Genomic DNA, 16,673 nt, shown 5'->3' with positions numbered 1-16,673 from the left:
ATGGAAAGCAAATTACTGGAGTACTACAACCGCGAACTCGCCTGGCTGCGTGAGATGGGCCAGGAGTTTGCCGGACGCTACCCAAAAGTGGCCGGACGCCTTGGCATGCGTGGGATGGATGTTTCCGATCCTTATGTCGAGCGCCTGATGGAAGGCTTTGCCTTTCTTACCTCCCGCGTACAGTTAAAAATGGACGCCGAGTTTCCGCGCTTCTCCCAGCGTCTGCTGGAGATGGTCGCGCCGAACTACCTGGCGCCGACGCCCTCAATGGCGATTGCCGAACTGCAGCCGGACAGCGCCAAAGGCGATCTGAGCAACGGTTTTGTGGTGCCGCGCGGCACGATGATGGACAGCCAGGTGATGAAGAAGAATGGTGTCACCTGTAGCTACACCACCGCTCACGACGTCACGCTGCTGCCGCTGAAAATCAGCCAGGTTGAACTTGGCGGCGTGCCTGCCGATCTCCCTCTGACGCAGGTCGGTTTAAGCCAGCGCGGCGCGCAGAGCGCGTTGCGTATTCGCCTGAGCTGCGATGGCCCGGTCAACCTCAGCCATCTCGATTTCGACCGTCTGGAGCTCTTCCTGAGCGGGCCGGACATGCAGGCGCTGCAACTGCTTGAGCTGCTGATGGAGCACCAGGTCGGTATGGTCTGTCAGGCAAACGCGCCGCAGGCGGCACTGCATGTGCTGGCAGATGACGCGCTGCGCCAGGAGGGCTTTGAGGCTAACCAGTCTCTGCTGCCTGACGACCTGCGCAATTTTGACGGTTACCGCCTGCTGCAAGAGTATTTTGCTTTCCCGTCGCGTTTTCTCTTTATCAGCCTGCAGGGGCTGCGCACCATGCTGGAGAGCAGCGGCGAAGCCAAATCCTTCGATATCATTATCCTGCTTGATAAGGCGGACGGTCAGCTGGAGCGGGTGGTGGATAAGAGCCATCTGGCGCTGCACTGCACGCCAGTCATTAACCTGTTTCCCAAGATCGCCGAGCGGCAGAAACTGAGCGAAAGCCTGCACGAATACCATCTGGTGGTCGATAACATTCGTCCGCTGGATTATGAGATTTACTCTGTTGGCAAAATTCACGCCAGCGTTGATGGTCAGCGCGATGAGCAGACCTTCCGTCCGTTCTGGAGCAGCTGGAGCCAGGATGAGGGCAATTACGGTGCCTACTTCTCGGTGCGCCGCGAGCAGCGCGCGCTCTCTGAGCATGCCCAGCGCTACGGCACCCGCACCGGCTATATCGGCTCCGAAGTTTTCGCCTCGCTGGTGGATGAGCAGCATGCGCCGTGGCGAGAAGATTTACGCTATATCACCGCAGAAGTGCTGTGCACCAGCCGCGATCTGCCGCTGATGCTGCAGCAGGATATGGGGCAGTTTGTACTGCCCGATTCGCTGCCGGTGAAATCACTCAAGCTGCGCAAAGGGCCGACGCCGCCGCGTCCGGCGCTGGCGGAAGGGCTCAGTACCTGGCGTTTAATCAGCCAGCTGCAGATGAACTACCTCAGCCTGATGGATGGCGAAAACGGAGAAGGCGCTGCGGCGCTGCGCCAGCTGCTTGGGCTCTATACCCGGCTGGCGGAAGCGCCGGTGGCGCGCCAGATTGAGGGCGTACGCCACTGCGTGCTGGAGCCGGTGCATCGCCGGGTGCCGGAGCCGGGGCCGATTGTCTTTGCCCGTGGTGTTGGCATTACCCTTACCGTTGATGAGCAGGCCTTCTCCGGCTTCAGCCCGTGGCTCTTTGGCAGCGTGCTGGAGCGCGTCTTTGCCCGGCTGGTCGGCATGAACAGCTTTACGGAGTTTACCCTCAAGAGCCAGCAGCGCGGCGAAGTGGGCTACTGGCCGCCGCGTATGGGCAAGAGGGCGCTGATATGACCGACACGCCCGCGCTCAAGCCTGCGATCGTCCGCCTGAACAGCTTGCCGGATGCCTTCTGGCAGAACGTGATGGCGACCCCGTGGCGTTACGATCTCTTTACTCTGCTGCGTCGTGTGGATGCGCGCGGCGGTGAGCGTTACCCGCTGGGGCGCGCGCCGCTGCCGCGCTTTGAGTCACTGCGCGTCGGGCAGACGCCGTCGCTTAGCTTCGCGCCGGCAACGCTCGCCGGGGTGAAAAAGCGCGAAGCGTCGCCTTTGTATGATGTGTCGATTTACAGCTTCGGCCTTTTTGGCCCTAACGGCCCGCTGCCCATCCACCTGACGGAGTATGCGCGCGAGCGTATCGACCACCATCAGGATGAGAGCATGAGCGCCTTTGCCGATCTGTTCCATCACCGGCTGACGCTGCTCTTTTATCGTGCCTGGGCCGATGCGCAACCGACGGTCTCTCTCGATCGCAAAGATAATAATCGCTTCGAGCACTATATCGCGTCGCTGATCGGCATGGGACAGCCAGGACAGCTGGAGAAGGGGACGCTCAGCCCCCATTCTCGCTTCGCGCTGGCAGGGCACTTAACCCGCAACGGACGCGATCCCGAGGGGCTGGCAAAGATCCTGCGCGGCTATTTCAATGTGCCGGTCCACATTGTGGAGAACGTTCCGCAGTGGATGCCGCTCAGCCCGCGCGAACGCGCGCGCCTGCAGGGGGGGCGACACGCGCCGCGTATGGGGCAGTCCACCTTTCTTGGCGAGGCGGTGCGCGATGTGTGCCATAAATTTCGCATTGAGATCGGCCCGCTACCGGCTGAAACCTACCGGCGCTTTCTGCCGGGAGAGAAGTATGTCGCCGCGCTTCGCGACTGGGTGCGCCAGTATCTGGGCATTGAGTATCAGTGGGCGGTGAAAGTTATCCTGCGCAGCGAAGATGTTGTCGGCGCAGCGCTGGGCGGCGACAGCCGTCTGGGGTATAGCGCCTGGCTCGGTATGCAACCGAGACCAGAAGCGCGTGGAGATTTGGTATTTAGCCCGGAGGGGTAATCCTTCGATTTTGCATCCCTGTCTGACGTCTGCACAAAATCATTCGCGTTGCGTTGCACGGTAAGCCGGCGTATCCCGGACGCTTACACCCGTAAGCGACAAAGGAGATGGGGCCGCCATCGACGAGACAGCACGAAGGATGAAGTGCTAATTAATTATGAATAATGGAAGAACCCATGTCAGAAATCAGCCGCGCCGTCTTATTCGGCAAACTCGACACACTCTTATTCACCTCGCTGGAGAGCGCCACCGCGTTTTGTAAACTGCGGGGTAACCCTTATGTAGAGCTGGTTCACTGGCTGCATCAGTTGATGCAGCAGTCGGATGGCGATCTGCAGCAGGTTATCCGCCACTTTTCACTTGATGAGCAGGCGTTAACGCGCGATATCGTCGCGGCGCTGGATAAACTGCCGCGCGGCGCAAGTTCCGTTTCCGACCTGTCAGAGCATATTGATACGGCGGTTGAGCGCGCATGGGTCTACGGTTCGCTGAAATTTGGCGTGACCCGCATTCGCGGCGGGCATCTGTTAGCGGGGATCCTGAAAACCTGGAGCCTCGCCAACGTGCTGAAAGGCATCTCCCCGCAGTTTGATCGCGTCAGCGCCGATGCGCTGCTGGATAATTTCGACACCATTTGCGCCAACAGCAAAGAGACGCAGCAGGCAACGGTTGCGCTGAATGATGAAAGCGGCGTTGCCGCTCCCGCTCAGCAGGGAACGCTTGCCCAGTATGGTCAGGATCTCACCGCGCGTGCGCGTGATGGCAAGATCGATCCGGTTGTCGGGCGCGATGAAGAGATCCGCCAGATGGTCGATATCCTGATGCGCCGTCGCCAGAATAACCCGTTGCTGACCGGTGAAGCCGGGGTGGGTAAAACCGCCGTGGTCGAAGGCCTGGCGCTGCGTATCGCCAGTGGCGACGTGCCTGAGCCGCTGGTTGACGTTCAGCTGTGGCTGCTTGATATCGGCATGCTGCAAGCGGGCGCAGGGATGAAAGGGGAGTTTGAAGCGCGTCTGCAGGCGCTGATTAACGAAGTGCAGTCCAGCCCGACGCCGATCATTCTCTTTATCGATGAGATCCACACGCTGATTGGCGCAGGCGGCCAGCAGGGCACTGGCGACGCCGCCAACCTGCTGAAACCGGCGCTGGCACGTGGACAGCTGCGCACCATCGGTGCCACGACCTGGGCTGAGTATAAAAAATACATCGAGAAGGATCCGGCGCTGACCCGTCGTTTCCAGACCGTACAGGTCGCCGAGCCAGACGAAGAGAAAGCGGTACTGATGCTGCGCAGCACCGTGTCGGCGCTTGAGAAACATCACCGCGTACTGCTGCTGGATGAAGCCGTGGTTGCCGCCGTGAAGCTGTCGCATCGCTACATTCCGGCGCGTCAGTTGCCGGACAAAGCCGTTGCTCTGCTCGATACGGCCTGTGCCCGCGTTGCGGTTAGCCAGAGTTCACCGCCGCCGCAACTGGAAGATTGCCAGCACCGCATCGACGCGCTGGACGTGGAGATCGAGATCGCCAACCGTGAAGCCAAAGTCGCCGTTGGCGACAGCGAGCGCGTGGTGAAACTGCAGGCCGATCTGGAGAAACTGGCCGCGCAGCGCGACGAGCTCACGCAGCGCTGGGAGCAGGAGCAGGCGCTGGTGGACAGCATTATCGCCCAGCGTGCGCAGCTGCATACCGCGCCGGAAGAGGCGCTGGCAGAGTTACGCGCCACCCTTACCGAGCAGCAAAATGCGCTGCGTGCGTTGCAGGGCGATGAGCCGCTGCTCTTTACCTCCGTGGATGCCAACGTAGTTGCCGCCGTGGTCTCTGACTGGACCGGCATTCCGCTGGGCCGGATGGTGAAAGATGAGATCGACGCGGTGCTGAAACTGGCCGATACCTTAAATGAACGCGTTATTGGTCAACGTCACGGTCTGGAGCTGATTGCCAAACGTGTTCGCACCTCGCGCGCGCGCCTTGACGATCCGAACAAGCCGGTCGGCGTGTTTATGCTCTGCGGCCCTTCTGGTGTCGGTAAAACCGAAACCGCGCTGGCGCTGGCAGAGTCGCTCTACGGCGGCGAGCAGAACATCATCACCATCAATATGAGCGAGTTCCAGGAAGCGCATACGGTCTCCACCCTGAAAGGCGCGCCTCCGGGCTACGTCGGTTATGGTGAAGGCGGCGTGTTAACGGAAGCCGTGCGCCGTCGTCCCTATAGCGTGGTGTTGCTGGATGAGATTGAAAAAGCGCATCCCGATGTGCATGAGATTTTCTTCCAGGTGTTCGATAAAGGGTGGATGGAAGATGGTGAAGGTCGCCATATCGATTTCCGTAACACCATTATCATCCTCACCTCTAACGTCGGTACCGATCTGATCACCGGTATGTGCGCCGACCCGGAGCTGATGCCGGAGCCGGACGCGCTGCGTGACGCGCTGCGCGCGCCGCTGCTGCAGGTCTTCCCGCCTGCGCTGTTAGGCCGTCTGCTGGTGGTGCCGTACTATCCGCTGAGCGATGAGATGCTGGCGATGATCGTGCGTCTGCAGCTTAAGCGCATTCAGCGTCGTCTCGAAGAGAACCATGGCATCGTTTCCGAAGTGGATGAGAGCGTGGTTGAACAGATCGTCGCCCGCTGTACGGAAGTGGAATCGGGCGGCCGTATGGTTGACTCCATCCTTACCAACACTTTGCTGCCGCTTATGAGCCAGCTATTACTCGACGCCAGCGCGCGAGACGAGCATTATAAGCGTTTACGTGTCACGTTTGAGCAGGGTGAGTTTCACTGTCAGTTTGCGGCGTAACGCCATTATCAAGAGAGTTTTCCAATATGACGGATCACGATAACAACCGGAGTGTACCGAACGCACTACCACCGGGATATCGCTTCAATGAGTTTGAAATTAAAGAAGTGATCGGTGGTGGAGGGTTCGGCATCGTCTATCGCGCCTGGGATCACCAGCTTGAGCGAACCATCGCGATAAAAGAGTTTATGCCCTCTTCGCTGGCAGTGCGTAACGACGACATGACGCTGGTGCTGCGCAGTGAGCGCTTCAGTAAAGCGTTTACTGCCGGTTTGAACAGTTTTATCCAGGAAGCCCGTTTACTGGCCCGTTTTAACCACCCGAACCTGCTGCATGTGCTGCGTTTCTGGGTGCAGAACGACACCGCCTACATGGGGACGGTGTTCTACAGCGGCACGACGCTGTCGCGCCTGCGCGAGAAGAATCCGGCGCTGATCAATGAAGCCTGGATCCGCCGCATGCTGCCGATGCTGCTGGGGGCAATCAAGACCATTCACGATGAGGGTTATCTCCATCGTGATATCTCACTGGATAATATCCAGATTCAGGAAAACGGCTTACCGGTGCTGCTTGATTTCGGCTCCGCGCGCCGCAGTATCGGTTCGATTTCTGATGAAACCGAAACCATGCTGCGCCCGGGCTATGCGCCGATCGAGCAATACACCGACGATAACGAGAGCGAGCAGGGGCCGTGGACCGATATCTACGCCCTGGGTGCCGTGCTGCATACCATGATCATCGGCTCACCGCCGCCGGTCAGCGTAGTGCGCAGCATTCAGGACACCTATGTCCCGCTGACCCAGCGCGGGCTGCCGGGCTACTCTCACGCGCTGTTGCAGGCAGTCGATCGCGCGCTGGCGCTGAAGATGGAAGATCGCCCGCAGTCGATAGATGAGTTTGCCGCGCTGATTGAGATGCCGGTCGCCGGGATCGACGATGTGCTGAACGTGAAGCAGCCGGGCACCATGCTGGTGCCGGTTGAAGAGACGCCGGAAAAAGTTGAGGTTGCTGGCTGGCAGCGCTACAAACTGCCTGCGCTGGTCGCGGCAGGGGTGATTGTCGGTGTTGTCGCAGGCGCGCTGCTGTTCAGCAGCAGCTCGGAGCCAGAAAAGGCCGCGACGGAAACCGTAAGCAACACGCAGCCACAGCAGAACAGCACACCTGTTGAGCAGCCGCGCCAGACCGAGCCGGCCGCGCAACCTGCGACACCGCCAGCACAGAGCCAGAGCGAAACGCCGAGCGCCGCACCGGTGGTCTCGCAGACACCGATAGCGCAACTCTTTGTTCGTATGAACGAGGGCGAAAAACTGACGCTCAACGGCGAAAGCCAGTCCGTTTCACCAGCCACCAACGGTTTTGCCTCCCTGAAAGTGAAACCGGGTCGCTACGAGCTGGTGCTGGAAGGCAATGGTCAGACTCGCAGCCAGACTATCGATATTGCCAACCCGGGCACCTGGCTTATCAATCCGCAGCCGCGTTAGTCGTTGTTCACCCGGGCACCCTGACCCGGTCACGCGCGGGAGCGTCATCCCGCGCGTATCATTTCACCTTGCCGCAGGGAGCAATGGCTTCTTCTTTTCATCACGACCTTAGTCTCGTCCGACATACAAAAAAGACAGAACTATGAATTTATTAACACACAGTAATAACGGTGGCAGTGAATTTACGTTTGTTGTCTCTCGTGCCAGTGCCAAAGCCGATGATAAGGTTCATACCGTCGCCGCCAGAAAGATCCGCGAGCTGGAGATGACGCTCACCGATTTTCACCTCGAATCTACCCAAATGTTAGACGTTGATGGCAATCCCGCCGTCGAGCTCTTTTACCAGTTCAGCAATGACAACCGGATAATTTATCAGCGGCAAACTATCATTTTGCTGGCCGATCCCGCTGCGGGACAGAAGATGGTCAGCTATGTGGGGACCTGCCCGGGCGAATTCAGTGAGTCTTATCAACAGCAATATCAGGAAATTATTCAAAGCCTGAAATTTCATCGCGCCCGCTAACGCTGCACCGCCGGGTTCACCCTTCATCAAAACCAGATGTCACAGAGGACTTCACCATGCAAGACAGGATCACGGTTAAGCTGCCGGTAGACGGCCTGCTTTTCTGGAAACTCACCGGTCGCGAGGCGCTGTCTGAGGCGTTTGCCTTCTCCCTGACGGTGCTGGGCACCGACGCGCGTATCGACCGCAGCCAGCTGCTCGGCCAGCCGGTGACGGTGAATGTGCCGACGCAGGGGATTGCCGGCGGCATGCGCCATTTCAACGGCAAAATCACCCGCGTGGCGGTGAGCGCCACGGAGATGTCCGGGACGCGGTATGCGGTCTACCGGCTGACGGTGGAGCCGGATGTGTGGCCGATGAAGCGCGACCGCAACCTGCGTATCTTCCAGGAGCAGACGGTGCCGCAAATCGTGAAAACCCTGCTTGGTGAATACCAGGTGAACCTTGAGGACCGCCTGACGGGCAGCTACCGGAGCTGGGGCTACTGCGTGCAGTACCAGGAGAGCAGTTTTGACTTCATCAGCCGTCTGATGGAGCTTGAGGGCATTGCCTACCACTTCAGTCACGAAGCCGACCGGCACGTGATGGTGCTGACGGACGCCGCCACGGAACACCAGCCCTTCAGCGGGTACGAAACCATTCCCTACCACCCGACGCCGTCCGGCGGCAGCACCAGCGAAGAGGGCATCAGCCAGTGGGCGCTGGAGGACAGCGTCACGCCCGGTATCTACAGCCTTGATGACTACGACTTCCGCAAACCGAATGCCTGGCTGTTCCAGGCCCGGCAGAACCCGGCCTCGCCGCAGCCGGGGAGCATTGACGTCTATGACTGGCCGGGGCGCTTTGTCGAGCACGGTCACGGTGAATACTATGCCCGCATCCGCCAGGAGCGGTGGCAGGTGGAGCACCAGCAGATTCAGGCCACCGCCACGGCAACGGGTATTGCGCCGGGTCACACCTTTGCGCTCTACAACGCGCCGTTCTTCAGCGATAACGGCGAGTACCTGACCACCGAGGCAAACTACTTCCTCGAGGAGAACCGCTATGCCAGCGGGTCAGACGGCGAGACGGTGCACCGTACCGACTTCACCGTCATTCCCTCGTCGGTGGTGTTCCGCCCGGCGCCGGTGACGGCGTGGCCGAAAACCCACGGCCCGCAGACGGCGAAGGTGGTCGGCCCGCAGGGCGAGAGCATCTGGACAGATAAATATGGCCGGATAAAGGTGAAGTTCCACTGGGACCGGCAGGCGAAAGGGGACGACACCAGCTCCTGCTGGGTGCGCGTGTCGAGCGCCTGGGCAGGCCAGGGCTTCGGCGGGGTACAAATTCCGCGCGTGGGGGATGAGGTGGTGATTGACTTCATCAACGGCGACCCGGACCGTCCGATTGTGACAGGGCGCGTCTACAACGAAGCGAGCATGCCGCCATGGTCACTGCCCGATGATTCAACGCGAATGGGCTTTATGACGCGCAGTAAGGATGGCAACAAAGACAACGCCAGCTATCTCTTCTTCGAGGATCGCCCCGGCAGCGAAGCCGTTGAATTGCACTCCGAAAAAGACATGAAAGTCTCCGTCGAAAATGACAAGACGGTTAACGTCGATGGCAACCGCACCACCACTATCCTGAAAGAGCAGAAAGACGATGTTACCGGCGATGCGTCGTTTTATTACCGTGCGAAGCGTACGACCACGGTCGATCAAGAGGAAACCACAACCTTTAATAACAGCCAGACGGAAACCATTAAGAATGGGCGTAAGCTGAATATCACCAGCGGTGGTGATGTTGTGACGATAAAAGGTGAGCGTAGTACTGATGTTGAAGGGACTGAGTTGCACCATGTAACTGAGTTAGTTACGGAGAATTATGATAGTGGTCAGGTTAAAACGATTGCAGCGGGGGGCAAAAAAGAGACGATAGATGGTGGTATAAGCGTCAATGTCAAGAGCGGGGATTGGACGCAGGAAATAAAAGATGGAGCTATTACGATAAGTAGCCCCGGGATAATTAAAATAAGTAGTAAAGAACAAATAGTTATGGATGCTCCAGAGGCCGTTTTTAAACCTAAACTCCATACACTTTCTGTAACAGGATTTAGTGAGAGCTTTGCGGGTACATCCGTATCAGGGAATATAGCTTCCCTATCTGTAGTAGGTGTCAGCAATACTGTAAATGGCTTGTCGAATTCATTTAAACTTAAAGAGTTTTCTAAAACTGTTTTTAAAAAGGAATCAAGCGGAGTAGTGATTAATTTTGAAATAACTAATATTAGCAAGAGAACTCTTAACATTACTAATAACAATTTATTCATAATAACGTAAGGCGCGAGGTACGAGTATGGCTCTGGAAGATTACTCCAAATACTTTATGTATGGCGGAATTATTTTAGTGGTGGTTGTTACTGCTGCTTTTTATTTTTTAGAAAAACAAGATAAAACTGATGTTTCAGGAATTAAACTTTTCCTGGCAAGCGATCGGTGGCAGGGGGAAATAATAAATACAAAGATACAGGCGTGGAGGCAGTTAAATGCAAGGTATGGCAACGATTATTTTTATGATATTGATTTTTTTCTGCCAAATGATCAAAAGTTATATACAGCTAAAAGCTTAATTGCGCCGAGCCAAATGCATATGTTGAAAAAAGGGCAGGATATAAAAGTAAAAAAAGGAGAGAAAGGAAAAATGGCTGTTATAGAGATAGATTTTGATAGTTAACTCGAAGGTGTGCGCGTCAAGTTAAATGTATTATTTTGAGTATGCTGAACTGTCCTTTTTATCCAGCCCTCGTGCCACTCTGATTTTTAAAGGGATTAACAATAAGGTTATTTGTAGTGCCAGAAATCTATCGGCAGTTCCATGTATAGCATTGACCGATGGGAGCGCCACATTTAGAAACGTCCTGATTTCTATCTTGAGTTGTACGAGGTAGCATTGTGCAATATTTTAAATATTTACATTTTATTTTTCCGGCTATTATTGTTGTCATTGTTTTTTCAATAATTATTCGTAATTATAAAAATGGTCGAAGTGAAAAGGAAATACTTAGCAATCCAGTTTATGTTGAGGCGACCATTACAAACATAGTCCCCGACACACCGTCGAAACTTGGTGTTGTTAACATCGAGGTGGACTATGTTTTTAATGCCGAAAATGGTACGACCTACCGAAACAAACATGCACGAACTGTGATCAAAACGATGGACTTATGTAATTATAAAGTCGATGCAAAGGTTCCAGTTGTTTATTTGAAGACGGATCCTTTCCGTAATATGCTCAATGTGAAGAGTGAAATGTCATGATAATATGGGTTCATACTTTGCAATGTGTTATTTCTCGGCAATTAATTCTGGTAGAGGCTCGTTTTGCTTGATTCACTCTTCATTACTATTATAGCTATCGTTATTGCATGCGCCGGTGTGATTGCTTATTGCTACCATACTGGCGCAACCTACGATAAGTTCAAAAAAGATGGGGTCAGAGTCGAAGCTAAAATAATAAGTAAAGAAAAAATAGGTGCGTCAGGCACAGGTAATACAAAGTTCCGTATGGTCGTTGAATTTGCAACCAGGGATGGAATAGTTAAGGCAACGGCTAAAAGGTACTTTACACCTGAGGATCTCATTAAAGTAATGAGGAACAATACCATAATTCTTTACTATATGCCTCATGATCCGAAACAGGTTCTACTTATGCCGTGTGAAATGACGTGAGGCCATATCCCTCATTGAGGGCTGACTTTGGCGAGGTTGCTATTATTACACTCTATGTGCTGTATCAGAAAAAAAGAATCTAATCATGGTCGAGATTTTTCATGAAATTCTTGCCGTTTTTTCTGACTTTATCTGCCAACGATATAACTTAATCAACCGGGAACGCGTTTTTTGATATACCTGACTTAAATTTTTCCAGCACTTTGTGTCATCCTTTTTTTCTTTCTGGGGTTCCGGGATTTCAAAAAAGCGAGAATGTAAAAAGTATTGCCCGCGATCCCGTTTATACCGATGCATTAATCACTAAAGCGGTGCCGGGTACCCCGGCTTTCAATGGCATTGTCAACGTGACTCTGGATTACGAATTCAAAGACGAATCAGGGAACCGCTATATAAAGAATAATATTGTGACCGCTGTTAAAACCATAGAAATGACGCAATACAATGTTGGCGCAACGGTTCCGATCGTTTATTTGCGCAGCGATCCCACACAAAATAAACACACTCTTGCGAGCGTACTGAAATACCCTTTCTTCTCAGACGCCAACACCACTCTTAATCTTCCAAAGGAAGTTATATGAAGATTATCAAACCGCTGCGGCTAAGCGTGTTAAACCGTCCGTTCCGTTTGCATGGCCAAAACCATCTGGGCGTTGCCGTGATGGCGCTGGCTGATATGAGTGCTGCGCCAAAGCTTCGTCCCGAAGTTGAACTCTGGCAACTGGCGGCCAGCGAGCTGCAAACCAGCGGCGGCGTGCTGGATATGGCGATGCCGAAAGCGCGCGCCGAGTTTCTTGCTACCGGTTACGCTTACACGCAGTACCATCAGGATAAAACAGCCTGTGCGGTTCGCATCGAAGTCGACACCCTGACTAAAACCCTCGCCGTTACCGGCGATCGTTACTGGGCAGGCTCGAGAGCGACCGCACCGAAACCGTTCGAACAGATGCGCCTAGACTGGAGCCGCGCGTTTGGTGGTGAAGGGTATGAAGAGAACCCGCACGGCATCGGCGCGGTGTTGGAAAACCATAACGGCACGCAGTTCCGTCGCCTGCCAAATATCGAAGCCCTGCAACAACGTGTAGTTTCGCCGCGCATGAAACCCGAGCCGGCAAGCTTTGGGCCGCTGGATCTGACATGGCCGCGCCGTTTCCGCCGCATGGGCAAAAACTATGATGCCCGCTGGCTGCAGAATGATTTCCCAGGTTTCGCCCCGGACATCGACTGGCGCGTTTTTAATGCCGCCAGCCCCGATCAGTGGTGGGAGGAGCGCGACTCGCTGCCGCCGCAGGCCGCCTGGCGCATCTGGAACATGCACCCGCAAAAGCCGGTGCAGGAAGGCACTTTACCGCCTTGGCAGGCGCGCTGCTTTATTCAGCGCCAGCGCGGGGAGGAGATCCTGTTTGATGAGATCGCGCTGCGTGCCACCACCGTCTGGTTCTTCCCCCACCTTGAGCAGATGGTGCTGATTTGGCACGGCAACCAGCGGATCAACGAAGATGATGCCGCCGATGTGCTGCACCTGATGCCGGCGCTGGAAAAAACGGGTGCGACACGCTCCGTTAATCACTACCGCAAAGTTCTCACTCAGCGTCTCGATAAAGAGAAGGGGGCACTGTTTGCCTTCCGCGAAAAAGATTTGGTGCCGGAAGAGGCCATTGGCCCGTGGATCGACAATGAGGTACAGCAAAATCACAGCCCGATGCGCGAGAACCAGAATGCGCGTGCCACGCAGTTGCGTGAGCAGCACCGGGCGCGGCTGGAAGCGCAGGGTAGCGATGTCAGCGACCTGATGAAAGCGTTTGAAGAGCCCGAATTGCCCAAACTTGATGAACTGCCTGAGTTTATCGACGAGATGGAGCGTAAAGCAGCGGAAATGCAGCAGCAGGCCGAGGCACGTAAAGCGGAGATGGAAGCAAAATATCCTGATGCTGCAAGCGATGAAAATCGCCCGCGTGGCCCGGAATCGATGCACCGCATGAATGATATGCTCGAACGCAACGCCTCACAGATGAGCGAGAAAAAGCTGGCGCAAAGCCGTGAAGCGCTGCATCAGATGTACCTGATGTCCGCTGCGCAACAGCCGCCGGCGATCAAACTGACCGGCGATATCGCGCTGATCATTCGCCAGCGCGCCGAACGCACCATGGCGCAGGGCGGCGACTTTAGCGGGCTCGATTTAACCGGGGCCGACTTCTCCGGCATGGATCTGCGTGGGGCAAACTTCACTGGCACCCTGCTGGAGTGCGCGAATTTGAGCGATTGTCAGCTTGATGGCGCGAACTTCACTCAGGCGATGCTGGCGCGCGCCGATTTACAAAACACCTCGTTGCGTGACTGCTGCCTCGACAAGGCCAGCCTGGCGCTGGCGCAGTGTAAAGGCACCGGTTTTCAGAGGGCGCAGTTCAATGAAACCGAGATGACCGGCGCGTTGTTCGATACGTGTGACTTCAGCCATGCCCGCCTGAACAATCTGTTGTTGCGCGAAACAGGTTTCAGCGAGTGCCGCTTTAACCATGCCACTATTGATAGCGGCGTTTTTATGGAGCTGACCCTACCGAAGCCGGACTTCAGCCACGCGGTGATGAATAAAACCAGCTTTATCAAGTGCGAGCTTCAGCATGCCAGCTTCGCTGCGGCTCAACTGGAGAGTTGCTCATGGGTGGAAAGTCAGCTGGAAGAGGCGAATTTCGCAGGGGCCACGCTGGTGACCTGCGCCGTGGCTTCTGGCGGCACGCTTGCCAGAGCAAATTTCAGCGGTGCGCATCTCAAGCAGAGCAACCTGCGCCAGGCCGTGTTAACCGGCGCGCGCTTTACCCGGGCGAGACTCAACAATAGCGATCTCAGCGAGGCGCAGTGCGAAGCGGCGGATTTTAGCGGCGCAACCCTCACCGGCAGCATGTTTATTCGTACCGATTTTCGCCGTGCACGTCTTAACGAGGCGAATCTGATGGGTGCGATGTTGCAGAAAAGCCGCCTCGAAGGAGCCGATCTCAGCTTTGCCAACCTGTTCCGCGCCGATCTGTCGCAATCTTTTACCAGCGAGACGACGCAGCTCCAGGGCGCTTATACCAAACGGGTTAAAACATTGCCGAAGCGTGACGGGGAGGTGATATGAAGAGATTAACGGCCGCAGAGCTACAGCAGAAAATTAAGGGCGGCGAAGCGATCATGGAACTCAGCCTCGACGACCTCGATCTGCAGGGCTGCGATCTCTCTGGGGCGATTTTTCAGGAGGTGTCATTGCAGGGGGCAAACCTGCAAGGCGCGAATCTCAAAGAGAGCGTTTTTACCGAATGCCAGCTGAACGGCGCAAACCTTAAAGCAACCCTGCTGGAAGAGACGGTATTTAACCAGTGCGAGATGGCGGGCATCACCGCCAGCGGCGCGACGCTGACCCGCTGCGTCTTTAATGACTGCAATCTGACAAAGAGTGATTTTTCACGCATAAGCAGCGATACCAGCCAGTTTATGCGCTGTGCGCTGGAGCAGAGCCTGTTTAGCGGCTCGACCTTCGATCGCTCCACCTTCTATGAAACCCCGCTTGGCGGATCGAAGCTCGATAACTGCACTAATCTGATGACCACGCTGTTTGGCATCGATCTACGTGATGTCGATCTGCATGAGAGCCAGTTTGAGCGCACCGTCTTTTTCAACTGCGATCAGCGTGGCAAACACTATGTGAAGCATAAATTCACCGGTTGCCAGTTTACCGATAACCAGCTTGATGGCGCTGATTTCAGTGGTGCACAGCTTACGCAATGTAACTTTAAAGGCGCATCATTAAAGCAGGCGCAACTTCGTGGCGTGAATGCCACCCAGGCACTGTTTATGGAAGCGGACTTAAGCGGAGCGCAGGCGCAGGGCAGCCTGTTCGATCAGGCAATTTTTGTCGGCGCGACGCTCAACAAGGCCAGCTTTAAGCAGAGCCGCTTCTTCCAGAGCATCCTGCAGCAGACGACAGCGCAGGAAGCGGAATTCACCCTGTGTGATTTGACCTATGCGGACTTCTCTGCCGCCGATGTCCGGCTGGCGGATTTTCGCGGTGCGACCTTTTCGCGCACCCGTTTTCATCGCGCCCGGCAGGACAACGCGCGCTTTGCCGATCGTAAAGGCATCCTTGAATATGACGAAGAGTTACTGGCGGCGGAAGCCTGGAGCGCCGAACGCCATAGCAGAATTTACGGAGACTCAGTATGACGAATATTAATCACCAGCTGCTGATGGCGGCGATCCCCGGCGGACAATTCTCCGCACAGGTCACTCACTGCTTTGAGGATGGCAGCCTGATGGTTGAAAGCGAAGGCCGCGGCTGGCACTGCCGTCGCGCCGTGAGCTGCGTCATCGCTCCGCAAGCGGGCGATACGGTGCTAATCAGCGCTGTCGATAACCAGATGTGGCTGCTCGCGGTACTGGAGCGCCAGAACCCGTCCTCTGCCGCAGAACTGAGCGTGCAGGGCGATTTGCATATTGCCAGCCAGGGGGCACTGAGCCTGAGCAGTGAAGCGCTCAATATCAGTGCGGCAAAAGGAGAGTGTCATATCAGCGAGATGAATTACAGCGGCGACAAGATCTCCGCTTGGGTATCGCTCTCGCGTATTGTCGGCAAACGAGCGGAATCGGTCTGGCAGACGGTGACGCAAATCAGCCAGCAGCTGTTTCGCACCACTCGCCAGACGGAGCATGTTCGCGCCGGGCAACTGGATATGAAAGCGGAAGATTATCTGCGCATGCACGCGCAGAACACGGTGATCACTTCAAAAGCGATCACCAAAGTCGATTCTGAACAGATTCATATGGGCTAAGGAGAGAGTATGTTTGCTAACTGCCAGCTGATGGGCGTTGACCTGGCGTTTCCGGACGTCTGCCTGACGCCAATGCCTGCTCCGACACCTATTCCCTATCCGGATATTGCGCTCGGGCCAACGGCGATTCCGAATGCGCTGAATATCCTTTTTATGGGGATGCCTGCGCACAATATGGCGACGGTCACGCCGCTCACCAATGGCGATAACCCCGGCGTCGCAACCGGCGTTGCATCCGGCACCGTGATGGGGCCATCCCGACACCTGACGGGCGCCTTCACCGTTCTGCTGAAAGGCACACCGGCGACGCGCTTAACCAGCGTAAGCCTGCAAAACTCCACTAATGCAATCGGCATGCGCATCGTGCCGAGCCAGTTCAAGGTATTGATGCTGGCACCTTAATCCGACCATCAAACACACAGCAATTTTATTAAAACAACAAGCGCA

At 55.6% G+C, this 16,673-nt stretch carries 14 protein-coding genes; all 14 read left to right on the top strand.

Annotated elements, in window-relative coordinates; genetic code table 11:
* The 14 genes from tssF (at window position 1) to ACWPW2_RS11035 (ending at window position 16,628) form a co-directional block, all read left to right on the top strand.
* Window positions 1-1,872 (top strand): type VI secretion system baseplate subunit TssF, encoded by a 1,872-nt coding sequence (tssF, locus tag ACWPW2_RS11100; protein ID WP_454123027.1) that lies wholly within the window; start codon window positions 1-3, stop codon window positions 1,870-1,872.
* Window positions 1,869-2,912, top strand: coding sequence for a type VI secretion system baseplate subunit TssG (gene tssG / locus ACWPW2_RS11095; RefSeq protein ID WP_454123025.1), 1,044 nt, complete (start codon window positions 1,869-1,871; stop codon window positions 2,910-2,912). Before tssF ends, tssG begins: the two co-directional genes overlap by 4 nt.
* 176 nt (window positions 2,913-3,088) lie before the next feature.
* Window positions 3,089-5,707, top strand: a complete 2,619-nt coding sequence (tssH, locus tag ACWPW2_RS11090; protein ID WP_139966110.1) for a type VI secretion system ATPase TssH — start codon at window positions 3,089-3,091, stop codon at window positions 5,705-5,707.
* 26 nt (window positions 5,708-5,733) lie between these two features.
* On the top strand, window positions 5,734-7,188 hold the full coding sequence (locus tag ACWPW2_RS11085; RefSeq protein WP_454123023.1) for a serine/threonine protein kinase: 1,455 nt from the start codon (window positions 5,734-5,736) through the stop codon (window positions 7,186-7,188).
* 142 nt (window positions 7,189-7,330) lie between these two features.
* Window positions 7,331-7,711 (top strand): DcrB-related protein, encoded by a 381-nt coding sequence (locus tag ACWPW2_RS11080; RefSeq protein ID WP_023480152.1) that lies wholly within the window; start codon window positions 7,331-7,333, stop codon window positions 7,709-7,711.
* Window positions 7,712-7,767: 56 nt separating this feature from the next.
* Complete coding sequence (locus tag ACWPW2_RS11075; RefSeq protein ID WP_454123020.1) at window positions 7,768-10,032, top strand: type VI secretion system Vgr family protein; 2,265 nt, start codon at window positions 7,768-7,770, stop codon at window positions 10,030-10,032.
* A 16-nt stretch (window positions 10,033-10,048) separates the two neighbouring features.
* Window positions 10,049-10,426, top strand: a complete 378-nt coding sequence (locus ACWPW2_RS11070) for a hypothetical protein (protein WP_454123018.1) — start codon at window positions 10,049-10,051, stop codon at window positions 10,424-10,426.
* Between the two features lie 218 nt (window positions 10,427-10,644).
* Window positions 10,645-11,010 carry a hypothetical protein gene (locus tag ACWPW2_RS11065; RefSeq protein WP_454123016.1) on the top strand — a complete coding sequence of 122 codons (366 nt, stop codon included), beginning with the start codon at window positions 10,645-10,647 and terminating at the stop codon, window positions 11,008-11,010.
* Between the two features lie 63 nt (window positions 11,011-11,073).
* A complete protein-coding gene (locus ACWPW2_RS11060) occupies window positions 11,074-11,421 on the top strand; it encodes a DUF3592 domain-containing protein (protein ID WP_454123014.1) in 348 nt (115 codons plus the stop codon).
* A gap of 203 nt (window positions 11,422-11,624) precedes the next feature.
* The gene (locus tag ACWPW2_RS11055; RefSeq protein WP_454123012.1) at window positions 11,625-12,002 is read left to right on the top strand and encodes a hypothetical protein; all 378 of its coding nucleotides are present in this window, start codon (window positions 11,625-11,627) and stop codon (window positions 12,000-12,002) included.
* Window positions 11,999-14,539 carry a DUF2169 domain-containing protein gene (locus ACWPW2_RS11050; protein ID WP_454123010.1) on the top strand — a complete coding sequence of 847 codons (2,541 nt, stop codon included), beginning with the start codon at window positions 11,999-12,001 and terminating at the stop codon, window positions 14,537-14,539. The genes ACWPW2_RS11055 and ACWPW2_RS11050 overlap by 4 nt, the downstream gene beginning before the upstream one ends.
* Window positions 14,536-15,621, top strand: coding sequence for a pentapeptide repeat-containing protein (locus ACWPW2_RS11045; RefSeq protein WP_454123008.1), 1,086 nt, complete (start codon window positions 14,536-14,538; stop codon window positions 15,619-15,621). The genes ACWPW2_RS11050 and ACWPW2_RS11045 overlap by 4 nt, the downstream gene beginning before the upstream one ends.
* Window positions 15,618-16,226 carry a DUF3540 domain-containing protein gene (locus ACWPW2_RS11040; protein ID WP_454123006.1) on the top strand — a complete coding sequence of 203 codons (609 nt, stop codon included), beginning with the start codon at window positions 15,618-15,620 and terminating at the stop codon, window positions 16,224-16,226. The genes ACWPW2_RS11045 and ACWPW2_RS11040 overlap by 4 nt, the downstream gene beginning before the upstream one ends.
* Window positions 16,227-16,235: 9 nt before the next feature.
* Window positions 16,236-16,628 (top strand): DUF4150 domain-containing protein, encoded by a 393-nt coding sequence (locus tag ACWPW2_RS11035; protein ID WP_007371701.1) that lies wholly within the window; start codon window positions 16,236-16,238, stop codon window positions 16,626-16,628.
* Window positions 16,629-16,673: the final 45 nt, after the last annotated feature.

Source organism: Kosakonia sp. Marseille-Q7440, assembly GCF_965119485.1.
The sequence above is the reverse complement of the archived record's forward strand: the minus strand, read 5'-3'. Positions and strand labels throughout refer to the sequence as shown.

What these genes read in the sequence shown, in the direction of transcription:
- tssF (WP_454123027.1), top strand. Translation starts at nt 1, where the DNA reads ATGGAAAGCAAATTACTGGAGTACTACAACCGCGAACTCGCCTGGCTG.
- ACWPW2_RS11080 (WP_023480152.1), top strand. Translation starts at nt 7,331, where the DNA reads ATGAATTTATTAACACACAGTAATAACGGTGGCAGTGAATTTACGTTT.
- ACWPW2_RS11050 (WP_454123010.1), top strand. Translation starts at nt 11,999, where the DNA reads ATGAAGATTATCAAACCGCTGCGGCTAAGCGTGTTAAACCGTCCGTTC.
- ACWPW2_RS11070 (WP_454123018.1), top strand. Translation starts at nt 10,049, where the DNA reads ATGGCTCTGGAAGATTACTCCAAATACTTTATGTATGGCGGAATTATT.
- ACWPW2_RS11075 (WP_454123020.1), top strand. Translation starts at nt 7,768, where the DNA reads ATGCAAGACAGGATCACGGTTAAGCTGCCGGTAGACGGCCTGCTTTTC.
- tssG (WP_454123025.1), top strand. Translation starts at nt 1,869, where the DNA reads ATGACCGACACGCCCGCGCTCAAGCCTGCGATCGTCCGCCTGAACAGC.
- ACWPW2_RS11040 (WP_454123006.1), top strand. Translation starts at nt 15,618, where the DNA reads ATGACGAATATTAATCACCAGCTGCTGATGGCGGCGATCCCCGGCGGA.
- tssH (WP_139966110.1), top strand. Translation starts at nt 3,089, where the DNA reads ATGTCAGAAATCAGCCGCGCCGTCTTATTCGGCAAACTCGACACACTC.
- ACWPW2_RS11085 (WP_454123023.1), top strand. Translation starts at nt 5,734, where the DNA reads ATGACGGATCACGATAACAACCGGAGTGTACCGAACGCACTACCACCG.
- ACWPW2_RS11035 (WP_007371701.1), top strand. Translation starts at nt 16,236, where the DNA reads ATGTTTGCTAACTGCCAGCTGATGGGCGTTGACCTGGCGTTTCCGGAC.
- ACWPW2_RS11045 (WP_454123008.1), top strand. Translation starts at nt 14,536, where the DNA reads ATGAAGAGATTAACGGCCGCAGAGCTACAGCAGAAAATTAAGGGCGGC.